Source organism: Streptomyces sp. NBC_01788 (assembly GCF_035917575.1).
Taxonomy (GTDB): domain Bacteria; phylum Actinomycetota; class Actinomycetes; order Streptomycetales; family Streptomycetaceae; genus Streptomyces.
In genome coordinates this window covers 914,839-940,494 of the sequence record NZ_CP109090.1, presented here as the reverse complement: position 1 = coordinate 940,494, position 25,656 = coordinate 914,839, and the positions used below count along the sequence as shown (strand labels likewise).

The window sequence follows — 25,656 nt, the reverse complement described above, 5'->3', positions numbered from 1 at the left end:
CAAGCGGGAGGTACCGGCCTCATCACCGAAAAAGCTTTCCAGCGACCCACCGGCGAAGGCATCGAGCTGCTCCACGCCTCCAGGACGTCTACCTCGACGACACCATCACCGTGGCCTGACCAGGCCCCTGGATTCAGCCGTCGTAGTCACGTACGCCGCCGCGCTGTTCAGGCTCCGTGGCCGGAACCGCGGACTACGACGACGGGGCATGGGGCGTGCTGCACGCAGTGCTGGCCCACCGACCCCAGCAGTGCCTCGCTGAATCCGCCGTACCCTCGGTTGCCTACGACCAGCAGCTGTGCTCCCTCGGCGGCATCAAGCAGGACGGCGGCTGGGTGTCCGTGGGCTGCGAAAGGGCGGAGGTCGACGGGCCGTCCCGGGCCCGGGCCGAGGGCCTCGTCGATCGCCTGGTCGAGGATCTTGCGTGTCTGCTTCTGGTAGTCAGTCGGATCCGTGTCTGTAGGTGGGGCCAGGCCGAACCAGGCCGTCGGGAACTCCCAGGCAATGATCGCGTCGACCACGCCCCCCGTCAGCTTTGCCTGGCTGACTGCCCACCGAAGGGCTGCCTTCGAGGGTTCAGAGCCGTCGACACCTACCACAATCCGCGGAACTGACGTCGCTTCGTCACTCATCACGTACCTGCCTGGTCACGCTTGGCATCCCCTTCTCACCATGCCTGTGGCAGCCTCGGACCGCCACTTCGACGGGGCGTCGAAACGGCACGCGATGCGGTGCTCCTCGTCGTCGGGACACGTGCCGGGCGGCTTCGATGGCGCCGCAGTCGGCTCGGTGGCCCCGTCGTGCCGACGCATGGACAACCCGTTGGCGTCTACGGTGCTTGGTTGACCGTCGGAGCTCTTCCTCAACAACCACCCCAGCGCGGCGAGTACGGCCTACTGACTGTGGTCGGGCGACTGCCCGCGGTGGGGTCAGGAGCGTATGGCCGCCGCCGGAAGAGTGAGTGTCACCGAGAACAACCGTCCGTCGTCGTACGTCGGCTCGAGCGTGCCGCCCATCGCCTCGGTGAGGTCCCGGGAGAGCCGCAGCGTCAGGCTGTCGGCACGCTGGGCGCCGTCGGCGCCGCCCGCGAGTCGGATGCGAAGCCTGCCGTCAAAGGCTTCAGCGGTCAGCGTCGGCGGCCGCCCAGCCGGGCAGTGGATCAGGGCGTCGGCTGCGAGGGCGGTCAGGACCCGGGTGAGCAGGGCGCCGTCAGCGATCACATCGGGCGCATGCTCCGGTAGCCGGACCTGGATGGTGCGGCCGCCGGGGCCCAGATCGTCCAGTACGGCGGTCAGTAGCTCGTCGAGGCCGACGGGGCGCAGGTAGAGGTCGAGAGCCCCGCCCTGCAGCCGGTCGAGGTCGGCGAGGTCGGCGACGACCTGTGCGGCGCGGTGGACCGACGTGCGGGCCGTGCCCATGTCCTGGCGGGCGAGGGCTTCCTCCGCCGCGCACAACCGCTCCCGCAGGTCGCGGTCGGCTGCCCGGATCAGAGAGGCGCGCGTGCGCTCGGCGTCGGCGAAGGTGTCCGTCTCGGCGGCGTGCCGAGCGAGCCTGCCGTGCAGGTGGGCCATGCCGAGTTGGGCCGCGCACGCGCCGAGGATCCGCTGGTCGTAGTTGGCCAGGACACCTCGGGCCGCCAGCGTGAGGGTGTCACTGACCGGACTTTCGACGTCGGCTTCGTACGGCTGCTCCGGTGGGTGTGCACCGGCGCTGGCGACCACGTACCAGCGTGGCCCCGGTGCTGCCTCGGGTGCGCGTTCGAGAAGGCTGACGCCGGTCAGCCCAAAGCTCTCCCGTACCTGTTCGACGAGGCTCGGCAGGTCCTGGCCGTGCATCATGGCCGTTGCCAGCCGGTTCAACACCCGTGCCTCCCACGTCGCGTGTACGGCCTGGCGGGTGTGCCGGGCGGCCGCGTCGACGGCGGCTCCCACCAGGGTGGCCGCGATGACGAAGCCCGCCAGTGCCAGGGCGTCGCCGCCGTGTTCGACCCGCAGCGAGTGAAGGGGCGCGGTGAAGTAGTAGTCGGCGAGCAGCGCCGCCGCGAGGGCCGCTGCCAGCGCCGGAACCAGCCCGCCGGCCAGGGCGGTGCCCACGGCGGCGAGCAGGTAGACCAGCAGTACCCCGGACAGGCCGAGCCGGGGGACCGGCGCGGTGAGGAGCAAGGTCAGCACGGTCAGCAGCAGTGCGGCCCCCACCGCCGCTGACCAGAACCGCCGTGGTCCGATACCGCGGCCGCGGCGCGGCAGCCGCGTCGTGAAGGCGGAGCCGGCGGCCGCCTCGTGGGTGATCACATGGACGTCGATGGGGCCGGAGCCGCGGATCGTGCGATGCCCCACCCCGGCGTCCAGCAGCATTGACAGTCGGCCGCGGCGGCTGGCTCCGAGCACGATCTGGGTGACGTTCTCGGCCTGAGCGAACTGCAGCAGCGCCTCGACCACCGACTCGCCCGTCGTCTGGTGGTAGGTGCCGCCCAGTGACTCCACCAGGGTGCGCTGGGCCGCGAGGGCCGCCGGATCGGCGTGAGTGAGCCCGTCGGCAGGCACGACGTGCAGCGCCAGTAGTTCGCTGCCCGGCGTACGCGCGGCGATCCGGGCGGCCCGTCGGATCAGCGTCTCGCCCTCCAGGCCGCCGGTCAGCCCCACCATGATCCGCTCACGGGTTTCCCAGGGGATGGCAATGCCGTGCTCGGCGCGGTAGCGCTGCAGTCCCTCCTCCACCCGGTCGGCGAGCCACAGCAGCGCCAGCTCGCGCAGCGCGATGAGATTACCCACCCGGAAGTAGTGGGTGAGAGCCGCCTCGATCCGGTCCGGCGGATAGATGTCGCCGTGCGCCAGGCGTCGGCGCAGCACTTCGGGCGGCAGGTCGACCAGCTCGATCTGATCGGCTCGGCGGGCCACCTCGTCGGGCAGCGTCTCGCGCTGGCGCACTCCCGTGATCTGCCGGACGACGTCGTTCAGGGACTCCAGGTGCTGGACGTTGAGCGTGGTGACGACGTCGATTCCGGCGTCCAGCAGCTCCTCCACGTCCTGCCACCGCTTGGCGTTGCGGGTGCCGGGGGCATTGGTGTGGGCGAACTCGTCCACCAGCGCGACCTGGGAACGGCGGGCCAGCACCGCGTCGAGGTCCATCTCGGTGAAGTCCGCTCCCCGGTGGGTCACCGTGCGCCGCGGCACCGTCTCCAGGCCTTCGGCCATGGCGGCGGTCGGTCGCCGCCCGTGTGGCTCGACGAAACCCGCGACCACATCGGTGCCGGAAGCGCGCAGGCGCTGACCCTCTTCGAGCATGGCGTACGTCTTGCCCACACCGGGGGCTGCCCCCAGGTAGATCTGCAACCGTCCACGCGCCATCCCCGGGCTCCCGCCGGCTCGTCGCACTGTTCGCCGCGTACCTTCCTTCATGATGTACCCGGAGCAACGGCACGCCGCGCGGCGCGGCCGCATTGGGACTGGCGCCGGGGACGGCAGAACTGCGAGCTGTACTTGCCGCCGGCGATCAGGCCGCGTAACGGGCCTCGTCGTGCAGATAGCCGCGGAACATCGACGGCCAGCCGGCTGCAGCGCCAGTTCCCCTCCCCCTTGCCGGACTCCTCGACGGCTTGACCGGACAGGCCACCAGGTTGGTGATGACGACGCAACCCGTCTCGATCTGCCACCAGTTGCCGTGTGCCGGAAGCCCCAGCACGTCCCGGCACCACAGCACCACCTCGGGGTACGAGCGCGGCAGGTCGTAGGGGACCCGCCAGGGCGCGGCCCGCTCGAGCATGCGTAGGGCGGTGGGGGCGGTCTACCAGAACGCCAAGGGCCGATCGGCTCGCTGCACGGCTCACACGGCCCGCTTGGCCGTCCTTCCCTGGCGCGCCACCACGGAGTCGCGCAGCGTGGAGGTGAAGGACGGCATTCGGCGTGGCCGGCGAGAGGACCGCACGAGAGGTGAGACGTATGGGCACGGACACTTCCAGGCCGCGTGTCGTGGTCGGCGTCGACGGTTCGTCGTCCTCGCACGCGGCGCTGCGCTGGGCCGTGCGGTACGCCGGACTGATCGGCGGAACCGTGGACGTGGTGGCGGCGTGGGATCTGCCCGGCGCGTACGGCTGGTCGGCTCTGGCCGTGGACGCCGACTTCGACGAGGCCGTCGCCCGGCAATGGCTGAGCCAGGAGTTGAGCGAGGCGCTGGGAGCCGAGGAAGCTGCCTCGGTCAGGGCGCTTGTGGTCCGTGGTAACACCGTCGAGGTGCTTCTGACGGCCGCCGAGGGGGCTGAGGCGTTGGTGGTGGGCAGCAGGGGGCGCGGCGGGTTCGCCCGAGCTCTGCTGGGGTCCGTCAGCCGGCACGTCACCGCGCATGCCAGGTGTCCGGTTGTCGTCGTGCGCCCGGAAGCGTGAGGAGGGCGGTCCGGGGACCCGTATGCCCCAGTTCCGACGGCCCGCGATTCGTGCGTGATGGCGGTTTCGACGACCTCGACTCACACCCTGCTGGGACGCAGGACGCTTCCCTCAGCGCGGGCTGTAGGTCAGGCAGTCGGCTACCCTCCGGACGGAGCCGACGGTGATGCCCGGCGCCTGGCATTCGAGCCGGATGTTGTGCCGGCAGTCGGTCATCTTGCAAGCACCCACCTGCCCGGTTCCGGCCGGATCACCGCCTTTGAAGGAGGTGATGAAGTACGTGTCGCACTGGGCGTGCGGGGGATCTCCGATGGTGATGGCCAGTGCGTGGCACGCGCTGCCGACGTTGTAGGAGCACGCTTCCACCGCGCACTCGTTGATGTACGGCATGTCCATGGATCCTCCGGGCATTCGATACACGCCGCGGGCCGACGGCGGTGGCAGCCTGTGCGGTGTTGCACGAGGTCCGTCCTCAAGGTGTGGGGACCCTCGCCCCGGCATCGCGCACGACACGCACAGCGATCAGGAATCGTCCCAATGGCAGATGGTGGCCCGCTTTTGGTGGGTGGCCCCGTCCGCGGTGGCACCGACGCTGCTGCAGGCATAGGGACGCGCCCCTCGCGCGGCGGGGTGCGCGGGCGGTCCGTGCGGGCAGCGAGTTGGACCAGCGGGCCCGCTCAAGGAACGCCCAGGGACTGCTGTCGTGGCTGTGCGCGACGGTCGTCGCGCACAGCCATTCTCCTACTCCTCTGTGGCGGGTTCTTCAGCCTCGGTCTCCTCGGCTGCGGTGGGGGCAGGTTCTTCTGCTCCCGTCTCAGCCGCCTCGGGGGTCGGCTCTTCGCCCTCCGCAGGGCTGGCCTCAGTCGTGGCCGGTGACTCCTCGGGGGTGGTCTCCGCCTCTGTCCCTTCGGCCGCAGTGGGTTCCTGCTCGGTGTCGCTCATGTGCTCACCGCCTTCCCGTACTGGCAGGCAGGAAGAGGTTCAGGTGTCGTCCGGTTGGACGATCGGCATGATGCGGAATTCATTACTCATCATGTCACTGAAGTTTTCTCACCGGTGGTCATTTCCAGATTCTGTTGAGGGCGAGGGCGGCGCGGGCTATGTCGCCGATCTTGCTTGGGCTGAGGGTGATGTACTGCAGGGTGCGCCAGCGCTGTTTGAGCTCGGCTGCGGCGCGTTCGCCGAGAGCTCGGATGCCTCTGATCAGGCTGTTCGTGGTTCGCGTGTCGGTGTGCAGGGCCTGCTCTGACTGGCCCTTCGGGCGGCGGACCGGAACGCGGACGCCGATCCCGGCGCCGATGTAGCCCTTGTCGGCCAGGGTGGGCAGGCCGTCGGCCGCCGCCTTGTACAGCGCGGGGAGCGCGTGGATACGGGCAGCGGTGATATCGGGGGTGGAGCCGGGCTCGACGTCGGAGACCCACAGCGGGGTGCCGTCCGGGGCGGACAGGAACTGTACGTTCCCGCCGAATGCCTTGTGTTTCTGGCTGAACCACAGGTCGTTGCCGTTGTCGCGGACACCGGCGAGGCGGTCCGTTTCGATGAGCGTGCCGTCGAGGATCACGTGGGTCATGCCCTCGCGTCGGCAGCGGTCCAGGACCTCGTGCAGGTCGGGGGCCTGATCGGCGAGGACGCCGATGCCTTCGTGCAGGTAGCGGTAGCCGGTGGCCTGGGAGATGCCGGCATCGCGGGCCAGGCAGTGGACGCATCCGCGCTCGCGGAACCAGCGCAGCACCAGCACGGCCTGGCGGAACGGGCCGAGCGCCCGGCTGCCGCGCGGAGTACCAATTCGCCGCCGGTGCGCGGCCAGTAGACGCGAGAGGTGGTCCACGACGTGGCGCGGGACGTCGAGCGTGGCAACATAGGTGACCAACGTGAAGCCTCTGGTGGTTACGGACATGATCTTGTGGTGAGACCTGTCCTACCAGGGGCTTTACGTCTGCCCGCAGCCGGGCCCGGCCCGTCCGGCCTGCTCATGCATGGAGTGGTTCATGCCGCTTCGTGTAGATCATTTCGCTGAGAAAACGTCACTGAACAGCACTTTGAGGCTTATCGCGAGGCTACTTGGTATATCCGGCAACATGACGCAGGCTGCTGATCAACTCCGACCGCGGCCGGCGCTCGCGTCGGATCGGGGATGACCCGGCCCTGGCGCTGCCAAGACCACGCCGACCTGCGACGGGGCGGCTCGGCGACGAGGATGACGAGAAGATATCCTGAGATGTCGGGATCATCGGCGGAGCGGACAATCCGGACCCGAGCCGATGACCGCGAGATTCACTGCCCCATCGGTTCGGGGAGGAGATCGTGAATGGGGACACCGCAGGTCGGGCTGACCGCGATCTCATGCGTCGCATTGAGGTGCGGCTTGCGCAGTTCGGTTTCACGGAGGAGGAGTTGGCGGGTCAGGCAGGCATGTCGCCGCGCTACTTCCGGCACCTGATCGAGTCCGGGGCCGATTTCGACCCCGGTGGCTTCCTGCGGGTGGCCGCCGCGCTCGGTATGACCTACCAGGAGTTGCTCGAAGGCCGGAGCGACGCGCCCGCAGGCCAGGGCGGAGCGGCGCAGCATCCTGTGCTCATGAAGCTCACCACCAAGGAATGCTGGGAGCGGCTCGGCACCCACGGGATCGGGCGTATCGCGTTGCCCGCGCATCCGGGGCCCGGCGTCTTCCCGGTCAACTACATTGTTGACGGCATGACGGTCGTTTACCGCACGGATCCCCGAGGCGCCGCGGCGCCCGAACCTGGCGGCGAGGTCTCCTTCCAGGCCGATCACGTCGACGAGAGCCGGAGCGTCGGCTGGAGCGTCCTGATCGCCGGGACTGCTGAGCACGTCACCGACCCTGAAGCTGTCCAACGCCTCGCTGAGCAGCCCGTCAGCGAGCCGTGGGCCGGCGGTGTCCGAAACCTGTGGATCCGCGTTGTCCCGGCAGAGATCAGCGGCCGTCGGATCCACAGCCTCTGATCTTCACTCGGGCGGTGACTCGGCCGGCCTCTCGGCGGCGGGGCCGTTTGCCGTTTGCTCAGTGGCGTTCCCTCCCGTCGGGCAACGTGGCCAGTGACTGACACCTCAGGGGCCGATGGTCCTCCGGCGCGGGTCGAAGCGCCCCTTCGGGGCAGCGGCCACGGGGTGCAACGGTGGAGTTCCCCTGTTGGCCGCACGCTGTGGTGGCTCCATGAAAGGCGGTGGGGACAATGACACTTCCTCTGGTGGTGGGCGTCGACGGATCGGACTCGTGTCTGCTGGCCGTCGACTGGGCCGTGGACGAAGCCGTTCGCCACGGTCTTCCGCTCAAACTGGTGTACGCCTCCCTGTGGGAGCGTTACGAGGCCGGCCTCCCCTCGGTGGGCTCGGGGCGCCCCTCGAAGCAGGTGCTTGCCCAGCACATCGTGGCCTCGGCGGCCGACCGCGCCGAACGGCGCAACCCGGATGTGAATGTCACCACCGACATTGTTTCGGAGGACCCGGTGGTCACTCTCGTGCGCGAGGGCGACGAGGCCTTTGAGCTGGTGACGGGTTCGCGTGGCCGCGGTCAGCTCAAGGGACTGCTTCTCGGGTCGGTCGGTCTGGCCGTGGCGGCCCGGGCGCGCTGCCCGGTGATCGTGGTCCGGGGCGATCCGGCGGGCCTTGCGGGTAGGCATGAGCGGATCCTGCTCGGCCTGGGTGAGGTCGACACGAGCGCGGAGGCCGTGCGGTTCGCCTTCCGGGAGGCGGAGATCCGTGGCTGTGTCCTTGACGTGGTGCACGCCTGGCGCAAACCTGCCTGCGACAGAGGCGTCGATCGGGTGCAGGCCGAAGAGCCGGCGGATACGCACGAGGCCCGCGCCTCCGCCGTGGCCGATGCTCTGCTCAAAGCCCTGACAGCCGAGTACCCGCATGTGCGGACGCACAGGTCGACGCTCGAGGGACCTGCGGGCAAGATCCTGGTGGACCGGTCGGCGGCCGCGGATCTCCTGATCGTCGGGGCACGGCGCAGGAGGGGTTACTTCGGATTCCAGCTCGGCCGCGTGAGTCATACGCTCCTCCACCATGCCCAGTGCCCGGTCGCGGTCGTGCCGGAGCGGCAGTGAGTGCTTCGAGGCGTGCCCATGGGCTCATGGCCTGGCTCAGGGCCGAGGGCCTGGTGTGGCCTGTGCGTCGGTGCTCGCGGCAACGCCGCGACCTCCGAGCAGTTGGGCCCCTTCCCGTGCCGACTCGCATCCACCTCGAAGCATCCCGGCCTGGTGGGGCCGAACGGCACCTGACGAGGACCCGTGGGACCCATACCCGGCGGGTTCATGGCGCGGCACAGTGAAAGGGCACACGGAAGCGACGGCTCCGGAGCGGAGGGGCTATGCGAACACCTCAGACGCCCGGTCATCGGCCCACTTCCGGCCCGCCTGGTAAGTGGCCGTCGCGCGGGGCTCGGAGCCCCCTGGAACGGCCGGTGGACCGGCTGGAGCGCGGACTGGGCGTCGTTTTGGCAGCCGTCGCCCTCGTGAGGCTGACGTCGGCGGCGCGTGGGGTGCGGGACAGACGTTGCACAGCCACTGCATGAATGCACGGCAGGCTCAGTTGGCGCGGCGGTATCCCGTCGCCGCGCACCCGCTGACGGACGCACGGGCGGCCGGTGACCGAACCGGTGCGCAGTCGGGCTTTGACGCGCTGGTGTGCTGGAGCGACAAGGAAGGCAGCCATACGGGCGTCGCGCCAGTGCGGGCCGGGCTCAACCGGGGGCCACAGCGACCGTGTGGCTCGACGCACGTGGCACCGTCGCCACTCCGCCCGAAGGTCGGGACTTCGCGGCGACCGCCGACGTGGCGGTGGCCTTCGCGACGGCGCTCGGGGGCGTGGGCACCGTCCATGGCGTGTGGCGGGCCGTCGACGGAAGCATCGACCGCCACCGCCTGGCTCAGTGGGACCGAGGGCGGTAGCACGTGGAGCCCCGCTGGGTGACGCGGTACGGGCGCTGACGGGACCGTCGTCCGTCATGCCGCCGGATGGTCATCGCCGATGTCGCTGCGATGCGTCTCGCAGCGTGGAGAACAGGGGCGGACCGGCCAAGCCGGCGCACACACCGAAGGAAAGGACAGGTGAGACGCATGGACAGGGATGTCTCCGAGCGCCGGGTGGTGGTAGGCGTTGATGGGTCGCAGGCCTCGTACGAGGCCCTGCGCTGGGCCGCACGCTACGCCGGTCTGGTCGACGGCATCGTGGAGGCGGTCGCGGTGTGGGAGTTGCCGGGCCTGCACAGCTGGTCGGCACCCGCCGTGGACATGGAAGTCGACGAGGACGAGACCCGGGAGAAGATGCGCAAGGAACTCACCGAGGTGCTCGGCGCGGATGCTGCGGGCTTGGTCAGGAGCCATCTGGTGCACGGCAACCCAGCCGACGTCCTGCTGCGGGCCGCCGAAGGAGCCGAGGCCCTGGTTGTAGGCAGCCGGGGCAGGGGCGGGTTCGCGCGGGGTCTGCTCGGCTCCGTCAGTCAGCACGTGTCGCAGCATGCGGGCTGCCCGGTCGTGATCGTGCGCTGCCAGAAGCAGTGAGTCCGTACGTCTCCCGGGCGGCCCGCAAGCTGACGATGGGGCTTGTGCGGCTTGGGCTGCCGGTTGATGAGCCGTACGTCGTGCCCTGGTGTGACGAGCTGCGTCGTGTGCCGGTCCCGGGGCGACGCTTCGCCGTGAGGCCCGTCGGTCGGCCGCCTCGTGGAGATCCGCGGAGTCAGGGCTCTTGCGGGGACACGATTTCCGAGGGAGGCCCGGGCGGCTCCTGCAGGACGCTCCAGGCGACCGGACCCAGCAGGTCGCCGAGTCGCCGGAAGACCTCGAGAAACAGGTCGTCGATGGTCAGCACGCCGACTACCCGGCCTGCATCCAGCACCGGAAGTCGGCGGACCCCCGTGCGACGGAAGGACCGGTAGGCCAACTGGAGGTCGTCGGCGGCTTCGATCGTGGCGACGCGTGGTGACATGACCGCCTCCACGCGGGCCTCCGTGCCCAGGCCGCCGCCCATGCCCCGTACGGCCAGGTCGCGGTCGGTGACTATGCCGCGCAGTGCTCCGTCCTCGACCACGAGGACAGAGCCGACGGCGCACTCGGCCATCCGTCGGGACGCCTCGACCAGGGAGACGTGTGGCGGTACGCACACCGCTGGAGCAGTCATCACCTCGGAGACCTTCATGCGACCGCTCCTCACGCCGGTCCGTCAGAGGACGTCGAGCAGATCGGCCACCGGCCGCCGTGGGCTCTCGTGGCCTTCGGGGCCGTAGCCGAGCCGGATCACCATCTGGACGTGGGCCATGGCCGAGACAGGGTCGCGGACGGCCCACCGGATCTCCGGCCACTCCAGGGGCTGGGAAGTGACCGAGGCGACCAGCCCGTCCGTGGTGGCCCAGAGCAGGACTCGCTCCAGTGCCTGACCGGCACGGAGCCAGTCCACAGGCTCATCGTGGGCCGTACCCAGCAGGGCGATGTTCGGGTTCTTCTCGAAGGTCGCCCAGCTTCGCCCGGGCATCGGACGGCCGACGGCGAAGTCACGCATCGGGGCTGAGGTACCGCGTTGGCGAGGACCGAATGCCTCACCGGGAATGCCGTCGGCCGCCCGCGCAGTACCTGACAGCTCCGTGTGCGTCCAGCGCTCCGTTTCCTCTCGTACCTCCGGGTCGAGCGCTTCCCAGCCTTCGGCATCCCGCACCAACTCCAGGATCGCCTTCACGTGCCAGGCACCGGGGAACAACAGCTGGGCCCCCTCGGCGCGGGCCGCTTCGTACAGCCTCTCCCGCACGGCGGCTGGGAGTGCTTCGTCACGGAAAGGAAGGCGGCTGGAGTGACGGCGACGGATTGCAGGGCCCAGCCGGGAGAGCGCCCCGTCGGGTGGTCCGGTGCCACACAGATCCACCTCGGCGAGGAAGTCCTGGTGGGTCGGGTCGGGCAGCAGCCGGACGACTGGCGCCAGCCCTGTCGCGGCGCCGGCCACACGCAGGTTGAAGAGCGCGGCGCCGCACCCCATGCGGAGGCCGCGATTCCCGGGGTCTGTTCGCGGGAGCGCGCGCTCCAGATCGGCGTATAGGCGCAGGACGCCAGTGTCCCGCAGATAGCGGAAGGCCCAGGGCTGCGCGTTGTGCAGCGAGGGCGCCGCGGCGGCGTCTGCGACGAGTGCCTCGACGGTGTTCACGTCGGGGGGTTCTGCGATCACGGTGGTTTCCCTTCGTGACGACCCGGCCGCTTACCCGTGTGTCGGGACGGCGATGACCGGGCAGCCGGCGTGGTGCAGCACGCCCTGGCTGACCGAGCCCAGCAGCATGCCCGCGAAGCCTCCCCGCCCCCGGGTCCCCACCACCAGGCCCAGCGCGTGCGACGAGGCCTCCGTGAGCACCTGGACCGGATGCCCGACGACCACTTCGTGGCGCAGCTCCACCTCGGGGAAACGGGCGTGCCGGCCCGCCACGATCTCGGAGAGCAGCCGGCGGCACTCCTGCTGCGGCTCGTACTTGTCGAAGATCCTGAACGGCCCCGGCTCCCAGACGAAAACGGCTCGCAGCTCGGCGCCGCGCAAGGCCGCCTCCTCGAACGCCATATCGACCGCGGCAGCGGAGTGTTCGCTTCCGTCGACGCCGACGACGTAGTACGCGGGGTCCTGGGTGATGTGCTCCGGCTCGGGGACGACCACCAGGGGACAGTGCGTATGAGCCATCACCGGGAGGGCGACCGACGCGGAGCCGAACACCTCCTGCCTCCGGCTCAGATGCCGTGATCCCAGCACGAGGGCGGTGGCGTCGCGGCTCTGCTCGCGCAGCACCCACACCGGGTCGCCCTCCGCCAGCAGAGCTTCCACCTCCAGCCGCGGGTGCCGAGCCGCGACGAAGTCCGTGGCCTCACCGAGCACCTGCTTCCCGGCCGTGTGCAGCGACTCGTTCCATTCCTCCCACGAGGGCGGGACGTCCGGCCTCCGGCAGCCCCTGGTTGGTATGCCCTCGACGTGGACCGGGCGCAATGGCAGCCGTCGGCGGGCGGCCTCGTCGGCGGCCCAGGCAACTGCCATCCGGTGGGCCGGATCAGGATCGACGCCCACCACGATCGGCCGGCGGTCACCGGGCCGGGACATGGCCGCCTCCGGTCACCAAATGCCTGATGTACGCATCAGGGCCAGGAAAGTACAGGGTCACCCGTCCGCTGTCCGCCCAGCGCACGTCGTAGGGCGGGCTGCCGTCCGGATGGTGGAGACCGACAATCTCGCCGTCTCGGGCGATGACCCCGGCTGCGGTTCCGCGTATGACGATCTCGTCGCCGACGCGGGCACGCATCCAGGCGCCGCCGGCTTCGGAGCCGGTACTCGGTACGGCCCGGTCGTTGTTCTTCGCTGGTGCGGGAGCGGACATCGCCCTCGCCTCCTCCCTGCGGTGGCACGGAGAGGTGCCACCGATTCCATGGAAGGCCCTGGCAAGTGGGGCCTGCCAGGGGCCATTGGTCCCCGCGACGGGCCTGCCGGCCCTCCGCTGTACGTGCCTGTCACTGCGCGCGGACCGAGAGCACGGAGGGGCGGGGCACCGCCGTGTCCGGGGGCGCGGCGCGATGCCCCGCACCCAGGCGGGCTTCGATATCGGTTCGCGTCGAGGCGGTCAGCTCTTCAAGGGCCTGGGACCGGACCGGTGGGACCGGCTCGGGGCCCTTGATCGGGCGTGCCGATCCGGGCAGAACGGCGATGCCCTCGCGGAAGCGCTGGCGTGCGTCCTGCCAGCGGTCCGGCGGCCACGTCCGACGCCCACCCCGCATGACCGTGCGCAGTAGCGGCTGTGCGGAGTCCGGCGGTTCTTCCAGCGCCAGGGCGATGACGTCGGGCCGTTCGGCGCGGCGGAAGATCTGCTTGCGGCCCGGGGCCGTGACTTTCGCCGAGGACAGTTTCATCACCGGGTGGCCGTCGCACTCGACGAGCTTGTACGCAGCGTCCAGATACGGGGCGTCCGCCGCCACGCCCGCACGCCTGCCCACCGCGTACACATCGATCGGGGCACCGGCACGTATGAGCCGGTCCACTCCGTACTCGTCGAGCCCGCCGCCGGCCACGATCTGTACGTCGGCCGGCCCCGCGGCATCCAAAAGGGCGCGTGCCCGCCGCGAGAGAGCGTCGAGGTCGCCGCTGTCCAGGCGGATCGCGGAGCCGGGGCCGCGCCGGAGAACGCCTCCTCCTCGCTGGGCCTGGGCGCCGAGAAGGCGGGGGCGAAGCACGTGGAGATCCGGCATGGCAAGTGACACAGGCCGACGATTCATGGCGGGCCCACTCGGGCCCGCCGTCGGCGCGCCTCGCGCAGGGTCTCATCGGTCCGTGCGGGTGGAGGCCCAGCGCCGTCGTACCGCTTCTTCGTGTTCGGCCTCCTCCAGCGCCAGTTCCATCGCTGCCAGTTCGTCCTGCAGCCGAGGGATCCAGTGCCGGCGCAGCGCCCGGACCCGCTGCCGCGTCCGTTCGGCCTCGGCGGCCAGTAGTTCGGCGGCTGCCTGGTGGGCGGCAAGGTTCGCCGCGGCGCGGACCGCGGCACGATAGGCCGTCTCGGCATGCGCGAGGGCCGTGTTGGGGGCTGTCGGTTCCGCCGGGGAGCGTATGGGGTCCGTCCAGTCCACTCCTGCCGGGTGGCTGACGCCCATCAGCGTGGCCCACGTGACGTCGACGCGCGCCCGGTCCGCGGGCGCCGCCACGGCCAGCGCGTGTTCGCCGCCGAGCAGCACCCCGCGCAGAAGCCAGGTTTCCGCGTCGGCCAGCCTCTTCCGCCACACCTGGCCTGCGTCCTCAGCCGCCCGTCGTGCTGTGTGCTCCCGGTCCAGCAGGAGCCGGAGTTTGCGTTCCAGCAGGTCGGCTCCGCGCACGGCCGTGGCGAGACTACGGCGCAGCCGCAGGCGCCCAGCTCGTCCCGCCGGAGCCCGGCGCCCATGAGGGCTCATTGCGCCTCCTCGTACCGCGGTGGAGTGCGGGTGTCGAGCAGGTCGGCCGGGAGCATGCCGAGCTGACTGCGCGGCAGGGTCAGCAGCACCTCCCAGGCCCTGTCAAGGGAATCGTCCAACGACCGACCCTCGTCCGTGCCCTGAGCGAGGAACCGGTTCCGAAAGGCGTCTTCGAGGTCCAGAAGGCGCAGATCGGCCGGGCTGAGCGCCGACCGTCCGATCAGGTCGGCGAGTTCCGCCACCTGCCGGGACCGGGCCAGAGCGGCGATCAACTGTGCGGCGACGGCCGGATGGTCCGCGCGGGTCCGTCCGGCTCCGGTTCCCTTGCGCATCAGACGCGACAGCGAGGCCAGCGGATCCACGGGCGGATAGGTGCCGACGGCTTGGACATCGGCAGACAGCACGATCTGCCCTTCCGTGATGTAGCCGGTGAGATCGGGGACGGGGTGGGTGATGTCGCCCGCAGGCATGGTGAGCACCGGCAGGATGGTGACCGATCCCGGTCGGCCCTTGATTCTGCCGCAGCGTTCGTAAAGGGAGGCCAGGTCGCTGTAGAGGTAGCCGGGGTAGGCCCGCCGCGCCGGTATCTCGCCGCGCGCGGCGGACACCTCGCGCAGCGCCTCGGAGTAGGCCGTCATGTCCGTCATCACCACCAGGACGTGGCGGCCCTCCGTGAACGCCAGGTGTTCGGCGACGGTCAGGCCGAGTCGCGGGGTGAGCAGCCTTTCGATCACCGGGTCGTCGGCGGTGTTGAGGAACAGGACCAGTTCCCGTGCGGCGGAACGCGCGGCCAGCCCGTCGCGGACGAACGCCGTGTCGGCGTGGGTGAGCCCCATGCCGGCGAACACGACGGCGAACGGCTCACCCCCACAGGTCGCCTGAGCCGCGATCTGCACCGCCAGTTCCAAGTGCGGTAGCCCCGCCGTCGAGAACACTGGCAGTTTCTGGCCGCGCACCAGCGTGGTCAGCACGTCCACTGCGCCCACGCCGGTGAGGACCGGTTCGTTCGGCGGTTCCCGGCGTACCGGATTGATCGGCGCGCCGCCGACTGCCGCGTATGACCCGCCGAACACCGGCGGCCCGCCGTCGGCCGGTTCGCCCCGCCCGTTGCACACCCGTCCCAGCCATCCGGTGCCCACCGGGATCCGCAACGGCGTGCCCGAGAAGGCGACCCGGGTGCCGGCGCGGTTCATGCCGGCGGTGTCCTCCAGGACCTGCACCACCGCGAGGTCGCGGTCCACCTCCAGGACCAGCCCGTGCCGTCGTTCACCGGAGTCGAGGACGATCGTGGCGAACTCGTCCCAGCCCACCCCGCTCACCCCCTCGAGGACCACCAGCGGGCCACGCAGTTCCCGCACGCCCGTGTACTCGATGACCTGGGGACCGGTCATGCCGCCTCCTTCAGCCGGGCCAGCACGGTGTCGCGCGCCGCGGCCACCGGAGCGGTCTCCGCCGGGCCGGCCGTCTCGCGCGCCCGCAGCAGCGGGGTGAAGTCGACCGCCTCGATGGCATCCACGGGGGTGCCGGAGTCCACCAGCTCCGCACAGCGGTCGATCACCGTCAGCACCGCCTCGACGAGGGCCGTGGACTTCTCGGGAGTGCTGTAGGCGTCCGCCGGGGACAGCGCGTTCTGCTGTATCGCGGCCTCGCGCAGCAGCCGTCCGGCGAGCACACTGATCCGCTCCCGGGGCGGCAGGGCGGTGATGCCGACCAGTTCGACGAGGCCGGCCAGCCGGTCCGCCTCCGCCAGCTGCCGTGCCACCCGCCCGCGCCGCTCGGCCCACTCGGGGTCGTCGGCCCGTGCGTGTGCGGCGGCCGGCCCGGCGGCGTCCCGGGAGAAGGACTCCGACCAGGACACGGCCGGATAGTGCCGTGCGTAGGCGAGATCGCGGTCCAGGCTCCACAGACACCGTACGAACCGCTCGGTGTGCGCGGTGACGGGCTCGGTGCGGTCGCCGCCCGGAGGGGACACGGCACCGATCACCGTGACGGACCCGTTCGCGCCGCCGAGCGTGCGTACGGCCGCCGCCCGCTCGTAGAACGAGGCCAGTTGGGAGGCGAGCCCTGCCGGATAACCCTCCTCGGCGGGGAGTTCACCCATGCGGGAGGCGAACTCGCGCAGTGCTTCCGCCCAGCGGGACGTCGAGTCGGCGATCAGGACGACATCGAGGCCCATGTCGCGGAAGTACTCCGAAACCGTCGCCCCCGTGTGCACACTCGTCTCGCGGGCCATCATCGGCATGTTGGAGGTGTTCGCGATCGTCACGGTCCGCTCCACCAGTCGGCCCCCGGTCCGCGGATCAGTCAGCTCCGCCAGCTCCTCCATGACGTCCGCCATCTCGTTGCCGCGCTCGCCGCAGCCGACGTAGACGATCACATCGGCGTCGCACCACTTGGCGATCTGCTGGAGCAGCATGGTCTTGCCGGTGCCGAAGCCACCGGGAACGGCGGCTGTGCTGCCCCGCGCCACAGGGAAGAGCAGGTCGACGGCGCGCTGCCCGGTGTTCAGGGGCACGTTCGCCGTCAGTCGCCGCGCGACCGGTCGCGGTCTGCGCACCGGCCACGACTGCGCCATCCGCACCTCATGCCCGCCCACCACGGCGAGCACGGCGTCCGAGGAGTGCTCGCCCGCTGACGCGATCCGAGTCACTTCGCCCGACAGGTCCGGAGGCACCAGAAGCCGCAGTGGCACGCTCGCGCCGATCTCCCCGAGGATGTCACCGGCCGAGACCCGCGTCCCCTCCGACACCCGTGGCGTGAACGACCAATCCCTGAGGTCCGGTTCAGCAGTCGTCGGCCCGTTTGTGGTGAGAAGGTCACCGGCGCCGGCCAGAGGGCGCAGCAGACCGTCGAACACACCGCCGAGGAGATCAGGGGCCAACCGCACCGACAGCGGTCGCCCCTGGGGTTCCGCGGGATGGCCGGGGGCCAGCCCGCCGGTGTACTCGTAGGCCTGGACGGTGGCAGTGTCACCGTGGATGGCGACCACCTCGCCCGGTAGCCGGGCGTCGCCCAGTGCGACCAGATCGTGCATGGCGACCGCAGGAGGGCAGGTGATCTCCACGAGGGGACCGGCGACGCGGAGGATCCGGGGGCGGTCGGTCCGGCGGGTTGCCGGAGCACCGCTCGTGGCCTGCGCAAGCGAGCCCACACCGGGTGAGTCCGACGCCTGGTTGCCGACGGCGGTCACGGTGGCCCCCAAAGCGTCTCGGTTTGAAGGCCCAGCCTGTCCAAGGCGCGGTCGGCGAGGGCGTCCGCCGACAGATCAACCCGGCGGCCAGGCACTTCGGCCGTCACCCCGCCCTCCGCGGCGGACACGACCCGCGCCTCCGCTCCCAGCCGGGCCCGTGCCACCTCCGTCAGGCGCGACTGCGAAACCGCATCCTCAGCCAGCGCCCGCCGCACGCCTGCGCGAACCGCGGCCCTGAGCGCCACATAGATTTCGGCGCGGGCCGCGAGTTCCACCGCCCAGGCGTCCTGCGCTGCGCGAACCTGTTCCCGGGCCGCCTCGGCGGCGCCCTCGGCCTCGCCGAGTTCCCGGGCCCGCGTGAGCACCGCCTCAGCCGTAGCGCGAGCCGCGCGCAGGGTTTCAGCCGCGACGGCCCGTGTACGGTCCAGTACCGCGTCGGCCGAGACGCGTGCCGCGCGCAGCAACTCGGCGCGCACGGGGTCCAGCGCATCCACCGGCGCGGTCATGAAGGCATCACCACCGTCAATGGCCGGGCCGGCCGGGGTGCCGTCGCCGCGTCCTCCAGCACCTCGGCGGCCTCGGGCGTGAGAATCACCAGGCCGACCGTGTCGGGCAGCGTCCGCCAAGCCTCGCGGACGGCGTCCGGTTCCTCCGCGACGAGGACGTCGACCCCGGCCAAGGCCAGCCCGCACACGTCGGTTCGTGCGCCGATGGCGGCCACGGTGCCCATCGTCAGGCCTTTCCGATCAGCAGGATCGCGACCACCAGCCCGTACACGGCGATGCCCTCCGCCAGGCCGACGATGACCATCGCCCGGCCGAACATCTCCGGTCGTTCGCTCAGCGCGGCCAGCGCCGCGGCTCCCGTGTAGGCGACGGCGATCGCGGCTCCTATCGACGCGCCGGCCACCGCGATGGCCGCCCCGATCAAGGCGGATCCGTTGACTCCGCCGTGCGCGGCGGCCTGCGTCGAGGCCTGCGCGGGGCCCGCCAGTGCCGTGGCGAGGACGGCGAAGGCGCCGCCCAGCAGGGCGAGGTTCGTGGCGAGCAGCCAGCGGAAGGCGTGTTTGGTCCGGCGTCGCCGCAGCAGCCGGACGGCGCCGAGCACCGCGACCAGGACCGGCAGGACGATCAGCCAGGTGAGCATGGGATCACCTTCGTAGCGGGGTCGGCAGGTTCCGCTGGGGAAACGTGCCAGGGACGGAACGGTCGGCCTTCCGTCTCGAAGAGCCGGGAGAAGAGTTCGTAGAACTCCAGCCGCAGGGCCTGCACACCGGCCACCAGGGCCTCCAGGCCGAAGGAGACGGCCGTGCCCACGACGAACAGCAGGGCGGCGCCCGCGACTCCGATGGCGCCACGCCCTGCCAGGGCTGTGGCGCCATGCCACACCAGGCCTGCGAGCGCGGCATGGGTGAGGCCGAACGCCGCGAGCCGGGCGAACGACAGGGTGTTGGTGCCGGTGCGCACGAGGACGTCGAACAGCCGCACCACCGTCTCGGCGAGTCCCGCGCCGCCGCCCGCCGTGGCCCGGAACAAGCCCGACGCCACCAGCGCCAGCCCGGCCACGGCAAGGGCACCCCCGGCGGCGGCCGGGGCCCGCAGATGCAGCAGCAGGCCCGCCGCGGCCAGAGCGAGCCCCAGATAGAACAGCAGTCCGGCACAACCGGATGCTGCGTACAGTCCTGTGCCCCAGCCGCCCTCACGCACGCGGTTCACCGCGCCGGCGGCGTGCGCGAGCGCCAGGAGACCGGCCCCGATGGCCACGGCGGCGGCCAGTAGACGGGTGGGATCCTCCAGCGGGCTCAGCCACAGCACCGGCAGTAGCCCGGTGGGCCCGAAGAACTCGCCGTAGGCGGCGCCCGCGAGCATGGAGGCGACTCCCGCGCCCGCCAGGAAGGGCCACAACCTGCCCAGCCGGGCCCACCGCCGGGGCCACCTGAGGCGCAAGGCGAGCGCGCCGAGCAGCAGCAGCGCCCCGTGCCCCACGTCACCGAACATGATCCCGAACATCGCGACGTAGGCGAGGCCCGCGGGCCACGAGGGGTCGAGGTCCGCGTAGGCGGGCGTGCCGTATGTCGTCACCAGCGGGGTGAAGGAGACGGTCCGGCCCGGCCGCAGCAATGTCGGGGGATCGGTTCCGCGCGGGGAGGGCAGCGGCAGCAGCGCACCGCCCGCGGAGGTCAGCCGCCCCGCGACGCGGGGTACCTCGGCGGCCGGGCACCACCCGGCCAGCGCGGCGACCTCCCCACGCCGTACGGCGCCTTCCGCACGCTCCTCCAACTGGGCCTCGCCCGCCAGCAGAGCGATACTGCCCCGCTGTTCGAGCAGATCGAGATCGGGCGCGGCGGTGGCCAGAACAGCTGGAGCGGCGCTCTCGGGTCCGGCGGTCGTTCCCCGTCCGCGCAACCGCTGCAGCCGCACGGTCGCCGCTCCCGGGGCAGCCTCCTCGGCGCGGTCCAGTTCCACGCAGCCGGCTTCGGCGATTCGCACGAGTGTTTCCCGCAGGGCCACTTGCGGCACGACCACCGCCACACGGCGCATCCGGACCGGCGTCACCGCCTCAGACCAGGGCATCGAACGCCTCCCCGGGTTGTCCACTGCGAGCGGCGGATTCCAGCGCCGCCCGCACCCGCCAGGCGTCCACGGTCAGTACGGCGACCGCACCGACGACCACCCTGGGCCCGAACCGGCCCTCGCGCAGCATCGCCGCCCCGTCGGACTGCACCGTCCGCCACCAGCGGACCTCGGCCCGCCACAGCTCGCCCGGCTCGTCGACATCCGCCAGGACCCAACGGGCCGCCGGGGGCAGGTGCTCACGGAACTCCTGGTATGAGGCGGCGCCCGGCGCCCGCGTCCCGAGCAGCCGTGCCGCGTCGCGCTGCACGGGCTCCGGAAGGGAGCGGTGGTGTACGAAGAGTTCACGCGCCGCCAGCAGGAGCGCGCGTCCCTGGGCCCAGCGGCGTGCGGACGGTACGGCGACAGCGGTGCGCCGAGCGGCGGCCATCCGCATGCCCGTGAGCAGGGCCCACGGCGTGTCGCCGCCCGGGTCCCCCCAGGGTGAGGCGGTGAGCGCCGCGCGCAGTTCCGCGGGCGTCCCGGCCCGCTCCAGACTTCGCCAGGCGGTCTCCAGCGCCCCGAGCCGGTACGGCTCAGGCGCCTCCGCGCGGCGACTCTCCGGCGCGGGCAGCAGGGCGACCACGTTGGCGATCTCGAACCCGGCGGCGAGCGGAACGAGCAATCGAGCGCCACCCGGCGGCAGCCAGCCGGCCAGAACCCGCAGATGCCACAGCACGGTGGCGGCCACCGCCCGCTGCGCCTGCGGCAAGCCCGCCGCCGTCCGCGCGTAGCGAGCGTACGGCGTCGTGGCCAGGCGCCGCAGGGCGTCGTCGAGCGTCGGACCACGGGCGATCTCCCGCGCCCCACCGGCGCCCGGATACCGGCTGACGAGGGCTTTCGCCCGCACCGCTCCGGCGACCCAGCCGGCACTCATGGCTCTCCCTGCGCCCCGCCTGCCAGACGCAGGGCGTCGGCCACCGCCAGGTCCACCAGGTACGGCATGCGCTCCATGGCCCGCGCGCGGATCACCGAGGCCGCGCGGTCGCCGGCGGCACGCAGGGCGTCGGCTTCCTGCCGCGCCTCCCGGACAAGCGGTTCAGCGGCCTGTCGGCGAACCTCCGAGGCTTGTTCCCGCGCGGCCGCCACAAGACGTTCGGCTTCGCGGGAGGCGTCCCGGCGAAGGGCCTCGGCTGTCTCTTGAGCGGCGGCCCGGATCTGTGCCGCCTGCTGTTGAACATCCGTCAATCGGTCGAGGGCAGGGTCCAACTCCGCGGCGCGCTCCGCCGCACGGTCGGCGGGCACGCCCGTGGCGGACGCTCCCGGCGTGCCCGCCGGACGGAACCGCTCCAGGAAGTCCCGCAGGCTCATCGGCGGCCTCCTGCCGATCGGCTGTTCCTCCAGTTTCACCGTTCCTCGTCCGCCCCGCACCGGATAGGGCCGTCACGCCGTTCCACCAGGGCCGATCGGCTCTTGGCACGGCCAGGGAGCGCGAATACTGGGATGGCAGGCAGCTCGACGGAGTCGGGAGGCCGCCGTGGACGCGCACCAGAACTTCCGCGCAGAGGCCGAGGCCCGGCGGGATGTGCCCTCCCGCTCCTGGAGCCCCGAGGAAACGGCACGGCAGGAGAGGCTGCCCCGTTACCTGGGTGCCGTGGCCACGGCCGCGGCGAAGCACGCGGGCACTGCGGCCGAACACCCCGGCTCGGGCAGGCAGGCAGCACCGTCGGCCGCCACGCCTACGCCGCGGCCGGCACTCCCCGAACCCGGGGTGTGCCTTTGGTGCGGGACGTGATGGACGTGCCCGCCGCCTCTCTCCGCGAAGACTTGCCGTATCGCGACGTTGCCCGCTTGCTTGCACGCGAGCAGGTGGGCGCACTCCCGGTCGTGGACGCCGAGGACCATGTGGTCGGCGGTGTCTCGGAGTCCGATCTGCCAAAGAGGGTTGCCTTCGATGCCTCCGGTCACCGGCCCGGACGCATCGGCAGGCTGCGTGAGCGCGGCATGCACGGCAAGGCGCGTGGTGAGACGGTCGCCGACCTGATGACAAGCCCCGCGATCACGGTTCTGACCGGCGCGACAGTTGCCGAGGCTGCCTGGCTCGCTGCGCCGGCCAGTTGAAGCGAATGCCCGTCACCGATCGCAAGGGCCGTCTGGTGGGCGTCGTGCGCCGTGACGACGCGCTGCTGCAGGCGCTGATCAGGGACGATGCCGGCATCCAGACGGAGGTGCAGGCCAGGATCGAAGCCTGCTGTCCCCCGGCAGACCGGGAGACCGTGCACGTGACCGTGCACGGCGGCATCGTGGAGCTGACCGGGCGGCTGCTCTCGGCGACGATGGCCCGGCTGGTGGCCCAGGTCGAGGAGATCGCCGACGGCGTCGAGGTGAAGAACCTGCTCACCACCACCTGACCTCGGCCGCCGTCATCGGACCATGGGCAGCGTGGTCCTTTGCGTGGTGTGCATCGTGCGGGTCGGATTCGTGCTGGTCGAGGCGAGAGGCGAAGGACCGCCGCCGGAACCCGGCGCTGCTCCCTGAGCCTGGCCAGCAGCCGAGACGTGGCTCTTGACGGTCTTCTCCGACCGGTACAGCTTCTTGCCGATCTCGCGGTTGGTCGGACGTCGCGGTGCTCTTTCCGGCTATCGCGTCGTACTGTCGGGCGAGAGGTCGAACTCCACGTCCACCACACCTTCGACGGTCCTGATCAGCCGTGCGGCGACGGGGACGAGGGCGGTGTCACGTATCCGGCCGGTGAGTGTCACGACACCGTCGTGCACGTCCACCTGCACGGCCGACGACGGCAGCAGGAAGAGGTACGACACGACCTCGCGCCGCACTTCCTCGGCGATTTCCTCGTCACCGCGCAGGAAGACCTTGAGCAGGTCGACCCGGCTGACGACGCCCGCCAGCAGACCGGTGTCGTCCACCACCGGCAGCCTCTTGACCCTCTCGCGCGCCATGATGCGCGCGGCCTCGGAGAGGGTGGCGTCGGCCCGGACCGTGATGGCGGGGGAGGACATGACTTCTCCTGCGGTGAGGCCGCCGGCCTTCGCCAAGTTGACGGGCTGACGCCGCTGGAGACAGCCCGCGTCGGGGCTGTCCCGGAGTTCCTCCTTGGGCAGCAGGTCGGCCTCGGAGACCACACCGACTACCCGGCCTTCACCCTCGATCACGGGCAGGGCGCTGACCTGCCAGTCCTGCATCAGCTGCACGATCTCCTTGAAGGGGGCCCGAGGGCCGACGGCGGCGACTGTGTGAGTCATGACATCGCTGACGACGTACGAGGTGCCGTACATGGTGACTCCGTAAGGGCCTCGATGGGATGTCCGGCTCCTTCCAGGGTGTGCCCGGAGGCCGGGGGCGGGCCAGGGGCCGCCCGGCCTTCGGACGGGCCGCCCGGCTTCCACGCTGCAGAGGGCCGACCGGTCCCGGACGGGGTCCTGTGGCACCTGACCCCGGCAACACGGCGGCGCCACGTTGATATCGGAACCCTCAACCCGGGAGGTGGCGACCGTGCTCCGAACCGTCACCGTGGGTCTCGACGACTCGCCCGAGAGCCGGGCCGAGGCTGAGTGGGCGGCGCGCGACTCGCCGCTGGGCGGCAGGCCCTTGTTGGGACGGAGCGACGGGGTGCTGGGGCTGAGTGCCCAGTCAGCGGCGGATGAGGCCGAGGTCGGTGGCAGTGGCGACGGCGGCGGTGCGTGAGTCGACGCCCAGTTTGGTGTAGGTGCGGGCGAGATGGGATTTGACGGTGCCCTCGGTGAGGTGGAGACGGTGGCTGATGGCCTGGTTGGACAGGCCGTCGGCGACCAGGGAGAGGACTTCGGTCTCGCGTCGGGTCAGGGCGGTGCCGGGCGTGCGCAGCCGGTTCATGAGTCTCTCGGCGACCGTGGGGGCCAGGATGGTGCGGCCGACGGCGGCGGTGCGTACGGCGGCGGCCAGGTCTTCGGGCGGGGCGTCCTTGAGGAGGTAGCCGGTGGCGCCGGCTTCGATGGCGGGCAGGGTGTCGGCGTCGGAATCGTAGGTGGTGACGACCACGACGCGGGGGGCACCCGGTCGCGCGGTGATCTGGGCGGTGGCCTCGGCGCCACCCATGCCCTTCCCGAACTGCAGGTCCATGAGGACGACGTCGATGTCGCCCTCGGCGGCGCGGGCGACGGCGTCCTCGGCGGTGGCGGCCTCGGCCACGACGACGAGGCCGGGCTCGGTTTCCAGCACGGCGCGCAATCCGGCCCGGACCACGGGGTGGTCGTCGGCCAAGAGGAGGCGGATGGGGGTGTCGTCGGTCACGGGCGGGCCTCAGGCGGGGTGTCGGCGGGCGGGACAATGGGGAGCCGGGCGGCCAGGGCGGTGCCGTGGCCGAGGGTGGATTCGATGGTCAGGGTGCCTCCCAGGGCGTGCATGCGGGCGCGCATGGCCGCCAGGCCGAAGCCGCCGTTTTCGAGGTCGGGGGCGGGCAGCCGGCCGGGATCGAAGCCGGTGCCGTCGTCGACGACGTGTAGGGCGATGCGGTCGTCGAGGTAGCTGAGGGTGATCTCGGCGGTAGTGGCGTGGGCGTGGCGGACGGTGTTGGCGAGGGCGGACTGGCCGATGCGCAGAAGGGCGACTTCGTGCGCGGTGGCCAGCGGGACAGGGGAGCCTGCGAGGTGGAAGCGTGCGGTGATCCGATGGCGCGTGCTGGTGGTGGTGCACAGGCGGTCCAGGGCGTGGGCCAGGGTGGTGCCTTCCAAGGCGGGCGGGGTGAGGGCAGCGACGAAGCGGCGGGCTTCAGCGAGATTGTCCACCGCGGCTTGCCGGGCCGCCTCCACATGGCGGGTGGCGGCATCGGGGCGGTCGGGCAGGACGCGTTCGGCGGCGCGCAGCAGCAGCTGGATGCTGGACAAGCCCTGGGCGAGGGTGTCGTGGATCTCGCGGGCCAGGCGTTCACGTTCGGCCAGTACCCCGGCAGTGTGCTGGACTTCGGCCAGGTCGGCGCGCGTGGCGGTGAGCTCCTCGATCAGGCGCCTGCGCTGTTCACTCTCCCGGTAAAGGGCCTGGTAGCCCCACACCACCGCGACCGCGACGGCGGCGCCGAGCGCGGGTCCGATCGCCATGGCCGCGCTGAAGGCGCGCTGGTGGGCGGCGAAGCCGGCGCTGGCCGCCGCCGCGGTGGCAACCACAGCGGTAAGCGCGGCGCGGCGCGACAGCAGGTGGAGCTGAAGGAAGTACAACGGGAACGCCACCCATACGGCGTTGGGGGACAGGGCCAGCAGCACCAGCCACACGATGCCCACAGCCGCCAGCCACAGCGCGGCGGCCCGCCGGGATCGGCGGACGCTGGGCATGACTGGCCCGACCGCGTACACCGCAGCGCACAGCACTGCGGCGGCGACCGTCAGGCCGGCATGCGGCTCGCTGTCAGCTGTGGCCCGCGCGGCGGCCAGGGCGAGCAGGCCGATGACCAGCAGGTGCAGGCACCAGGCCAGGGCCCGAGTCGTCGGGGTCAGGATGGGGGCAGCGGCGTTCACAGTGCCTTCCAGGCTACGAAAGCCTGCTGCTCGGGGGCCTCCATCGAAAGTTGGAACCCGCGTGCCGCCTTTCGGCCCGCGAAGTGGCGCCCTGCGCCAGACGCGCACACGGGGGGC

The 25,656-nt window shown here is 71.5% G+C and carries 27 protein-coding genes and 3 pseudogenes; 6 read left to right on the top strand and 24 right to left on the bottom strand.

Going from position 1 to position 25,656, the window contains the following annotated elements:
* Nucleotides 1-167: 167 nt before the first annotated feature.
* The 3 genes from OIE49_RS04465 to OIE49_RS04455 form a co-directional block, all read right to left on the bottom strand.
* Nucleotides 168-632 carry a universal stress protein gene (locus OIE49_RS04465; protein ID WP_326801168.1) on the bottom strand — a complete coding sequence of 155 codons (465 nt, stop codon included), beginning with the start codon at nucleotides 630-632 and terminating at the stop codon, nucleotides 168-170.
* Nucleotides 633-929: 297 nt separating this feature from the next.
* Complete coding sequence (locus OIE49_RS04460; RefSeq protein ID WP_326801167.1) at nucleotides 930-3,347, bottom strand: sensor histidine kinase; 2,418 nt, start codon at nucleotides 3,345-3,347, stop codon at nucleotides 930-932.
* Between the two features lie 145 nt (nucleotides 3,348-3,492).
* Nucleotides 3,493-3,762, bottom strand: coding sequence for a hypothetical protein (locus tag OIE49_RS04455; RefSeq protein WP_326801166.1), 270 nt, complete (start codon nucleotides 3,760-3,762; stop codon nucleotides 3,493-3,495).
* Nucleotides 3,763-3,938: 176 nt separating this feature from the next.
* Between OIE49_RS04455 and OIE49_RS04450 the strand changes: the two genes are divergently transcribed.
* Nucleotides 3,939-4,379 carry a universal stress protein gene (locus OIE49_RS04450; RefSeq protein WP_326801165.1) on the top strand — a complete coding sequence of 147 codons (441 nt, stop codon included), beginning with the start codon at nucleotides 3,939-3,941 and terminating at the stop codon, nucleotides 4,377-4,379.
* A gap of 111 nt (nucleotides 4,380-4,490) precedes the next feature.
* Here the strand turns inward: OIE49_RS04450 and OIE49_RS04445 are convergent, their stop codons facing one another.
* The 3 genes from OIE49_RS04445 to OIE49_RS04435 form a co-directional block, all read right to left on the bottom strand.
* Nucleotides 4,491-4,769: a DUF1540 domain-containing protein gene (locus tag OIE49_RS04445; protein ID WP_326801164.1), complete on the bottom strand. Its 279-nt coding sequence runs from the start codon at nucleotides 4,767-4,769 to the stop codon at nucleotides 4,491-4,493.
* Nucleotides 4,770-5,120: 351 nt separating this feature from the next.
* Nucleotides 5,121-5,321, bottom strand: coding sequence for a hypothetical protein (locus OIE49_RS04440; RefSeq protein ID WP_326801163.1), 201 nt, complete (start codon nucleotides 5,319-5,321; stop codon nucleotides 5,121-5,123).
* Nucleotides 5,322-5,439: 118 nt separating this feature from the next.
* The gene (locus OIE49_RS04435; protein ID WP_326806135.1) at nucleotides 5,440-6,249 is read right to left on the bottom strand and encodes a transposase family protein; all 810 of its coding nucleotides are present in this window, start codon (nucleotides 6,247-6,249) and stop codon (nucleotides 5,440-5,442) included.
* Between the two features lie 434 nt (nucleotides 6,250-6,683).
* On the opposite strand from OIE49_RS04435, the gene OIE49_RS04430 reads away from it, so the two are divergent.
* The 3 genes from OIE49_RS04430 to OIE49_RS04420 all read left to right on the top strand — a co-directional run bounded on the left by OIE49_RS04430 (nucleotide 6,684) and on the right by OIE49_RS04420 (nucleotide 9,904).
* Entirely contained in the window at nucleotides 6,684-7,343 is a 660-nt protein-coding gene (locus tag OIE49_RS04430) for a pyridoxamine 5'-phosphate oxidase family protein (protein WP_326801162.1), read from the top strand.
* A 230-nt stretch (nucleotides 7,344-7,573) separates the two neighbouring features.
* Complete coding sequence (locus tag OIE49_RS04425; protein ID WP_326801161.1) at nucleotides 7,574-8,449, top strand: universal stress protein; 876 nt, start codon at nucleotides 7,574-7,576, stop codon at nucleotides 8,447-8,449.
* 1,011 nt (nucleotides 8,450-9,460) lie between these two features.
* Nucleotides 9,461-9,904: a universal stress protein gene (locus tag OIE49_RS04420; RefSeq protein ID WP_326801160.1), complete on the top strand. Its 444-nt coding sequence runs from the start codon at nucleotides 9,461-9,463 to the stop codon at nucleotides 9,902-9,904.
* 175 nt (nucleotides 9,905-10,079) lie between these two features.
* On the opposite strand, the gene OIE49_RS04415 is transcribed toward OIE49_RS04420, so the two are convergent.
* From OIE49_RS04415 to OIE49_RS04350, 14 genes and pseudogenes are all read right to left on the bottom strand, one after another.
* On the bottom strand, nucleotides 10,080-10,538 hold the full coding sequence (locus OIE49_RS04415) for a CBS domain-containing protein (protein ID WP_326801159.1): 459 nt from the start codon (nucleotides 10,536-10,538) through the stop codon (nucleotides 10,080-10,082).
* 24 nt (nucleotides 10,539-10,562) lie between these two features.
* Nucleotides 10,563-11,552 (bottom strand): Acg family FMN-binding oxidoreductase, encoded by a 990-nt coding sequence (locus tag OIE49_RS04410; protein WP_326801158.1) that lies wholly within the window; start codon nucleotides 11,550-11,552, stop codon nucleotides 10,563-10,565.
* Between the two features lie 30 nt (nucleotides 11,553-11,582).
* Nucleotides 11,583-12,461: a universal stress protein gene (locus tag OIE49_RS04405; protein ID WP_326801157.1), complete on the bottom strand. Its 879-nt coding sequence runs from the start codon at nucleotides 12,459-12,461 to the stop codon at nucleotides 11,583-11,585.
* Nucleotides 12,462-12,477: 16 nt separating this feature from the next.
* Nucleotides 12,478-12,660 (bottom strand): annotated as a pseudogene (locus tag OIE49_RS37030) (DUF1918 domain-containing protein); the annotation flags it as partial.
* Nucleotides 12,661-12,865: 205 nt separating this feature from the next.
* Nucleotides 12,866-13,531 (bottom strand): annotated as a pseudogene (locus OIE49_RS04395) (nicotinate phosphoribosyltransferase); the annotation flags it as partial.
* A 138-nt stretch (nucleotides 13,532-13,669) separates the two neighbouring features.
* A complete protein-coding gene (locus tag OIE49_RS04390; RefSeq protein WP_326801155.1) occupies nucleotides 13,670-14,290 on the bottom strand; it encodes a V-type ATP synthase subunit D in 621 nt (206 codons plus the stop codon).
* Entirely contained in the window at nucleotides 14,287-15,681 is a 1,395-nt protein-coding gene (locus OIE49_RS04385; protein WP_326801154.1) for a V-type ATP synthase subunit B, read from the bottom strand. Before OIE49_RS04385 ends, OIE49_RS04390 begins: the two co-directional genes overlap by 4 nt.
* Nucleotides 15,678-17,480 carry a V-type ATP synthase subunit A gene (locus OIE49_RS04380; RefSeq protein ID WP_326801153.1) on the bottom strand — a complete coding sequence of 601 codons (1,803 nt, stop codon included), beginning with the start codon at nucleotides 17,478-17,480 and terminating at the stop codon, nucleotides 15,678-15,680. The genes OIE49_RS04385 and OIE49_RS04380 overlap by 4 nt, the downstream gene beginning before the upstream one ends.
* Nucleotides 17,477-17,986, bottom strand: a complete 510-nt coding sequence (locus tag OIE49_RS04375; protein ID WP_326801152.1) for a hypothetical protein — start codon at nucleotides 17,984-17,986, stop codon at nucleotides 17,477-17,479. Before OIE49_RS04375 ends, OIE49_RS04380 begins: the two co-directional genes overlap by 4 nt.
* Nucleotides 17,983-18,210: a V-type ATP synthase subunit F gene (locus tag OIE49_RS04370; RefSeq protein ID WP_326801151.1), complete on the bottom strand. Its 228-nt coding sequence runs from the start codon at nucleotides 18,208-18,210 to the stop codon at nucleotides 17,983-17,985. The genes OIE49_RS04375 and OIE49_RS04370 overlap by 4 nt, the downstream gene beginning before the upstream one ends.
* Nucleotides 18,211-18,212: 2 nt before the next feature.
* Nucleotides 18,213-18,626 carry an ATP synthase subunit C gene (locus tag OIE49_RS04365; protein ID WP_141355687.1) on the bottom strand — a complete coding sequence of 138 codons (414 nt, stop codon included), beginning with the start codon at nucleotides 18,624-18,626 and terminating at the stop codon, nucleotides 18,213-18,215.
* A complete protein-coding gene (locus OIE49_RS04360) occupies nucleotides 18,611-20,053 on the bottom strand; it encodes a V-type ATPase 116kDa subunit family protein (protein WP_326801150.1) in 1,443 nt (480 codons plus the stop codon). The genes OIE49_RS04365 and OIE49_RS04360 overlap by 16 nt, the downstream gene beginning before the upstream one ends.
* Entirely contained in the window at nucleotides 20,040-20,969 is a 930-nt protein-coding gene (locus OIE49_RS04355) for a hypothetical protein (RefSeq protein ID WP_326801149.1), read from the bottom strand. The genes OIE49_RS04360 and OIE49_RS04355 overlap by 14 nt, the downstream gene beginning before the upstream one ends.
* Nucleotides 20,966-21,403 (bottom strand): hypothetical protein, encoded by a 438-nt coding sequence (locus OIE49_RS04350; RefSeq protein ID WP_326801148.1) that lies wholly within the window; start codon nucleotides 21,401-21,403, stop codon nucleotides 20,966-20,968. The genes OIE49_RS04355 and OIE49_RS04350 overlap by 4 nt, the downstream gene beginning before the upstream one ends.
* A 423-nt stretch (nucleotides 21,404-21,826) precedes the next feature.
* Between OIE49_RS04350 and OIE49_RS04345 the strand changes: the two genes are divergently transcribed.
* Nucleotides 21,827-22,153, top strand: coding sequence for a CBS domain-containing protein (locus OIE49_RS04345; RefSeq protein ID WP_326806134.1), 327 nt, complete (start codon nucleotides 21,827-21,829; stop codon nucleotides 22,151-22,153).
* Nucleotides 22,154-22,158: 5 nt separating this feature from the next.
* Nucleotides 22,159-22,443 (top strand): BON domain-containing protein, encoded by a 285-nt coding sequence (locus OIE49_RS04340; protein ID WP_326801147.1) that lies wholly within the window; start codon nucleotides 22,159-22,161, stop codon nucleotides 22,441-22,443.
* Between the two features lie 92 nt (nucleotides 22,444-22,535).
* Here OIE49_RS04340 and OIE49_RS04335 read toward each other — a convergent pair.
* The 4 genes and pseudogenes from OIE49_RS04335 to OIE49_RS04315 form a co-directional block, all read right to left on the bottom strand.
* Nucleotides 22,536-22,647: pseudogene (locus tag OIE49_RS04335) on the bottom strand (LuxR C-terminal-related transcriptional regulator); the annotation flags it as partial.
* A gap of 24 nt (nucleotides 22,648-22,671) precedes the next feature.
* Complete coding sequence (locus OIE49_RS04330) at nucleotides 22,672-23,328, bottom strand: CBS domain-containing protein (RefSeq protein WP_326801146.1); 657 nt, start codon at nucleotides 23,326-23,328, stop codon at nucleotides 22,672-22,674.
* Nucleotides 23,329-23,683: 355 nt separating this feature from the next.
* Complete coding sequence (locus OIE49_RS04320) at nucleotides 23,684-24,322, bottom strand: response regulator transcription factor (protein WP_326801145.1); 639 nt, start codon at nucleotides 24,320-24,322, stop codon at nucleotides 23,684-23,686.
* Nucleotides 24,319-25,539 (bottom strand): sensor histidine kinase, encoded by a 1,221-nt coding sequence (locus tag OIE49_RS04315; RefSeq protein WP_326801144.1) that lies wholly within the window; start codon nucleotides 25,537-25,539, stop codon nucleotides 24,319-24,321. The genes OIE49_RS04320 and OIE49_RS04315 overlap by 4 nt, the downstream gene beginning before the upstream one ends.
* Nucleotides 25,540-25,656 lie beyond the last annotated feature (117 nt).

Coding starts and splice junctions, on each gene's coding strand:
- OIE49_RS04465 (WP_326801168.1), bottom strand. CDS start 632: ATGAGTGACGAAGCGACGTCAGTTCCGCGGATTGTGGTAGGTGTCGAC.
- OIE49_RS04460 (WP_326801167.1), bottom strand. CDS start 3,347: ATGGCGCGTGGACGGTTGCAGATCTACCTGGGGGCAGCCCCCGGTGTG.
- OIE49_RS04455 (WP_326801166.1), bottom strand. CDS start 3,762: ATGCTCGAGCGGGCCGCGCCCTGGCGGGTCCCCTACGACCTGCCGCGC.
- OIE49_RS04450 (WP_326801165.1), top strand. CDS start 3,939: ATGGGCACGGACACTTCCAGGCCGCGTGTCGTGGTCGGCGTCGACGGT.
- OIE49_RS04445 (WP_326801164.1), bottom strand. CDS start 4,769: ATGCCGTACATCAACGAGTGCGCGGTGGAAGCGTGCTCCTACAACGTC.
- OIE49_RS04440 (WP_326801163.1), bottom strand. CDS start 5,321: ATGAGCGACACCGAGCAGGAACCCACTGCGGCCGAAGGGACAGAGGCG.
- OIE49_RS04425 (WP_326801161.1), top strand. CDS start 7,574: ATGACACTTCCTCTGGTGGTGGGCGTCGACGGATCGGACTCGTGTCTG.
- OIE49_RS04420 (WP_326801160.1), top strand. CDS start 9,461: ATGGACAGGGATGTCTCCGAGCGCCGGGTGGTGGTAGGCGTTGATGGG.
- OIE49_RS04415 (WP_326801159.1), bottom strand. CDS start 10,538: ATGAAGGTCTCCGAGGTGATGACTGCTCCAGCGGTGTGCGTACCGCCA.
- OIE49_RS04405 (WP_326801157.1), bottom strand. CDS start 12,461: ATGTCCCGGCCCGGTGACCGCCGGCCGATCGTGGTGGGCGTCGATCCT.
- OIE49_RS04390 (WP_326801155.1), bottom strand. CDS start 14,290: ATGAGCCCTCATGGGCGCCGGGCTCCGGCGGGACGAGCTGGGCGCCTG.
- OIE49_RS04385 (WP_326801154.1), bottom strand. CDS start 15,681: ATGACCGGTCCCCAGGTCATCGAGTACACGGGCGTGCGGGAACTGCGT.
- OIE49_RS04375 (WP_326801152.1), bottom strand. CDS start 17,986: ATGACCGCGCCGGTGGATGCGCTGGACCCCGTGCGCGCCGAGTTGCTG.
- OIE49_RS04370 (WP_326801151.1), bottom strand. CDS start 18,210: ATGGGCACCGTGGCCGCCATCGGCGCACGAACCGACGTGTGCGGGCTG.
- OIE49_RS04365 (WP_141355687.1), bottom strand. CDS start 18,626: ATGCTCACCTGGCTGATCGTCCTGCCGGTCCTGGTCGCGGTGCTCGGC.
- OIE49_RS04360 (WP_326801150.1), bottom strand. CDS start 20,053: ATGCCCTGGTCTGAGGCGGTGACGCCGGTCCGGATGCGCCGTGTGGCG.
- OIE49_RS04355 (WP_326801149.1), bottom strand. CDS start 20,969: ATGAGTGCCGGCTGGGTCGCCGGAGCGGTGCGGGCGAAAGCCCTCGTC.
- OIE49_RS04350 (WP_326801148.1), bottom strand. CDS start 21,403: ATGAGCCTGCGGGACTTCCTGGAGCGGTTCCGTCCGGCGGGCACGCCG.
- OIE49_RS04345 (WP_326806134.1), top strand. CDS start 21,827: ATGGACGTGCCCGCCGCCTCTCTCCGCGAAGACTTGCCGTATCGCGAC.
- OIE49_RS04340 (WP_326801147.1), top strand. CDS start 22,159: ATGCCCGTCACCGATCGCAAGGGCCGTCTGGTGGGCGTCGTGCGCCGT.
- OIE49_RS04330 (WP_326801146.1), bottom strand. CDS start 23,328: ATGTACGGCACCTCGTACGTCGTCAGCGATGTCATGACTCACACAGTC.